The organism is Methanoculleus sp. DTU007, from assembly GCF_001512385.1.
Classification (GTDB): Archaea; Halobacteriota; Methanomicrobia; order Methanomicrobiales; family Methanoculleaceae; genus Methanoculleus; species Methanoculleus thermophilus.
The window spans coordinates 287-4,683 of sequence record NZ_LFRO01000094.1 but is presented as its reverse complement, the minus strand read 5'-3'; the positions used below and the strand labels follow the sequence as shown (position 1 = coordinate 4,683).

General features: G+C 62.5%; 1 protein-coding gene. It reads right to left on the bottom strand.

The window, feature by feature from the left end; translation table 11 throughout:
• Positions 1-160 precede the first annotated feature (160 nt).
• Positions 161-2,776, bottom strand: coding sequence for a DEAD/DEAH box helicase (locus tag ACI94_RS09625; protein WP_286681371.1), 2,616 nt, complete (start codon positions 2,774-2,776; stop codon positions 161-163).
• Positions 2,777-4,397 lie beyond the last annotated feature (1,621 nt).

The window sequence follows — 4,397 nt, the reverse complement described above, 5'->3', positions numbered from 1 at the left end:
CGAGTTTCTCAAGCTCGCTTCGCTCGCACTCCCCTGTCCCCACCCCCCAGTTGCGATGCCCCCTGGAAAGCCGTGCATGGGTCATGGGGTCACTGAACACTAGGTTGCTCGGAAGATCCCCTGGTTTTAGGAAGTGGCGCAACTGGTGGTTACGCGTTCTCTATTCCTCCTCCCGCGCCCGCATCACCGTGAGCCTGATTCCCGCCTTATCGTCGAGGGAAAACGTCCGCACATCCCCGTGAGCCCTGCAGAACTCCTGGAGGTCGAGCATATGGGTCAGCCCCTCTGCCGCCTTCTGATTCTGGACGAGGTCAAGCGGCGGCTCCAGCAGCGGCCGGGACAGGAAGACCACACATTTCGCCCGGCTCCGGGTCAGTGAGACGTTTAAGCGGTTCTTGCTGTAGATGAACTCGGCTTCGGCAAGAGCGGTCTCTGGATCGCTCACCCCGTAACTGACGATTGCGCACTCGGCCTCCTGCCCCTGCATCTTGTCGACGGTATCAATGAACGGCGGATACTTCCAGTCCCGTATCCTGGAGACGGCGTTCCGGATGGCTCCTATCTGGGCGTGGTGCGGGCTGACGATGAAGAGCCCGCTCCGCCAGAATCGGTAGTCTCCATCCTCTGTCTCAGGATACGGGGCCCCGGATTCTGGGTCGATCAGCCTCTCCCGGAGCGCTCCGACCAGCCGGGTGACCAGAGCCGCCTCGGTGGGGTTCTCTACCGTCGTCTGAACGCCCTCGAGGATACAGAGGACGAGCGGGCATTCTGGATCGAGGACCCACTCGACCCACTCCTCGCCGGGCTCGTCGGGGGCGAGGGCGATCTTTTGCGCTGCGATCGCACTGGTCGCGGGGGCGTAACCGGTCCCATAGAGGGTCTCCGCCGGGAACCGGCAGAGGGTCCGGTTCATCCGCCAGTTCTCCAGGAGCTGGCAGGTATAGACGGGGTGCTCCGGGTCGTCGCGGCGTCTGAGGTAGGCAAAGATTGAGTCCTCAAGCCCCGGGAGACCGTCCTCAGGCACCGGGTAGGCTCCGAGAATGACCGGGGGGAGTTGAAGGTCGTCGCCCGCAAGGACGAGCCGCCCACCGTCTGCGAGCAGCGGGAGGACCATCGCGAGTTCCGCCGGCCGCATCTGCGAGGCTTCGTCGATGATCAGGAGATCGAAGGATGGGAGGAATTTCTCAAGCCTCTCGAAACTGTGCACGGTCCCCCCGAGGAGGAGGGACGGATAGCCGACGACGGTCTCGACCCGATCGTGGGGCAGCACCTCGAGGCATCGTTTCCCCCCCGGGGTGTGGATGCTTCTTAATTTGTATATGGGAAGAGCCGCAGTAAGGCCGAATCCCTCGACCGAGTCCTGCACCTTGACGAGCAGGTTCTCGATGGCGGCGTGGGTGAACGCGGCCACTCCCACCCGGATCCGCTTACCGTGCTCCTTTCGGGCCTTGACGAGCGAGAGGACGGCATTGGCGAGAAAGTGTGTCTTTCCGGTTCCGGGCGGCCCCCAGACGAGCGTCAGGCGGCTTTCTATCATCCTGGAGAATGCCCTGGCCTGGCTTTTCGTGAACCCTGCGTCGCCGGCGAGCCGTCTGGCATCGGCGATGACCTCTTCCGACTCGAGGACCGGTGCCGCGAACCCCCGTGGGTCCCGGAGGAGGCGGATGAACGGGTTATTCGGCTCCCCGTCCAGGGCGAGGAGGCGGTCTACGTAGCGCGGCGTGACGAAGTCGGTGAAGCGCGGGTTTAGCACCGCACAGTCGCCCTCGGAGAAGGGCTGATGATTCCAGGGATAGGTTACCTCCAGCACAAGCCCCCTCACCTCACCGGCAGCATGGTTGACGATGGTGTCGCGGACATGGGCGAAGCAGACCCCGCTCTTGCCGGGGTTAGGGCTCGCCCGGTAGCGGAGGTCGTCGAATGCGAGGAGCGCCTCCTCGCCCGCGTCGCCGTCCGGCACCAGGAGGTAACTGAACGCCTGAGACTGCTCGAACGTCGCAAGGTCGAGAGGCGAAAGCACCTTCCAGAAGTTCCCCTCGATCTTTCTGACCGGGATGCTGATACCGTCCCGGATGCGCACCGCCGGCGGTCTGCTCCGCAGTTCCTGGATCTTTCGGGCGCCCAGGCTTGACTCGTACTCCGCGATGAAGAGGAGGCGTGAGACCTCCGGCGTCGCTGCGTCCCAGGGGCGCGGGAACCGGAAGTTCTCCGGCCACCGGACGAGGCTCTCCTTAACCCGTTCGCGGAGCCCCTCGAGGAGACTCCCTGCAGCAAGGAGGCGGCGCGCGATCTCCTGGCGGATCCAGCCCGTGGCCTCCGGTCTTGCTCCGCTCCAGGCCATGATGACGGCATCGCTCTTCATGGCGTTGCTCTGCTCGTTCCAGAAGAGGGTGTTTGGACTGAGCTGATACGGAAAGCGTGAGGAGGGGATGGCCGCGAGGACCTCCGGGAGACGGAGGGTGAACGGGACGGGGAGGGCCAGCAGCCGCCGGATCTCGCGCGTCAAGACGACGATCGGGAAGGAGACCGATGCTGCCGGGTGGCAGAACCCGAGCGCAATGCCGGGATCCTGGTAATAGAACCGCAGCCTGAGGGCCATCTCTGCCGTGGCGGGGTCTTTGATCGCTTCGTTCAGGAGTTGATTGAAGAGTTCCTCCTCGTAGGTATCGTAGACGTAGGTCTGCACCGAGATCTGGTCCGCCCACTCATGCTCCCGGTTGTACCCGTCGACGGCTTCAAGTTCCGCGGCGAGCGCCTGGAGAAACTCCCGCTGCACCCTGGTGCAGTCGTCGGGGTTCTGGGCGACGAAGATGGCTTCATGCGCGGGGGTGCCGTAGACCTTCTTCCCCTTGCTTCGTCGAAACCCGAGGGCGTATACCCGGNNCGGAGACGGGGTCCTTCTGGAGCGTCAGGACGATGCTTACCCCTTCGTAGACGGGGAGGGCAAGCGATGTCCCGGTCCCGCGGACGACCTCTCCCGTGGTGAGCGCCCGGACGGTTGCGCGGAGGCGGTCGCCCTGGCCTGCGAGTGATCCGCAGTTCTCGAGGTGCCGGTCGTTATCCCGGTCTGCAAGGAACCGTTCAAGCTCGGGAAGCGTGTTGATGGGGTTCCCCCCGTTCCAGGGGGCCTCCCGGAGATAGCGCCTTCCTACAGGCGAAAGCCCCGGGATCTGCGAGACCGAGGCAGTGGTCTCTGCCTCCTTGCGGCAGTATGGGTAGAACTCGCAGGTCTCGCACCGCGAAGTGATGTGCCAGGGCACCTCCTCCGGCGGTTCTTCAAGGATCTCCGGGAGGCGGTAGCGGAGGAAGTCTTCGACCACCCTGATGTTGAGGTGGAGATCGAAGGGTTCCGGCTCCTCCTTTCCATGGAGCCAGATCCCAGCCCGGGAGAGGTCGACCTCGAGATCGATCCCGAGCAGGTCGAGAGCGTGATCGAGGATGAGGGCATAGAGAGTCGCCTGGATCCGGTGGGTGATGCTGAGTTCTTCGCTTGCTTTGATGTCGATGATTGAGAGTCGTGACTTCCCATTCTCTTTCTGCTCCATCCGAATGAGATCAGGGCGGCAGGGAGAGAACCGGTAGGTCTCCGGGTCGAGGCCATAGTTGCGCAGGAAGTGAACTGAGACCGGAATGGTCGCCTGGTAGATTGCCTCGCCGGGGGAGAGTCGGGGGAGGAGGTTGAAACTCTCTTCGATGGAGAACGATCGGTCGGTGAAGGGACCCGCGCCGCCCGGGATCCGGGCTCTTCCAGAAAGTTTGGTGCGGATGACCTCCTCTTCCCACCGGATGCCTGCATCCATGAGGGCCTGCGTCACTGCGCTTCGCCCGGCTCTGACCGCCGGGATGCCTGCGTCCGCGCGCTCCTTCTCGGGGGTTGCATGGTAGCGCAGGTAGCGCTCGCAATCGTGGTAGAAGAACCAGCCGATGAGCGATGGGCTGAGATTGAAGCGGGGCATGGGTATTCGTCTGGCTCCGGGGGTTTCCCCTGTTGTGCCATTCTGTTTGCGCGGCCGTAACAAAACAGTTGTTATTTGTGGCTTTTTGTGTTCCCGCGCGGAATACGGTCAGACCGTTTATGCCCGGGAGAATGAGCGGGTTGGAGAACGGTGTTGCTGTGGTCTGAACGCTAAACCCCGGTGGAAACGGCTTGTTTTGGTGGATCCTGCAGGAGGATTTATATCTTAGTAATTCTAACGTTATTCCTCACATAGGTGAGTAGGTCGTCGGGCGATACGTCTCGAGAGATCATGTCACCGTTCCGGGGGTTTAGAGTAAATCCCCGGAATTGATTCCCATGCAGGAGCGCAATGTTTATATGTAAGCGCGAACAACATTGGATCCTGCACAGGTGAATCGGGTTCGAGCCGAAACTTCGTATTTCGGCTGGGATCTGGGTG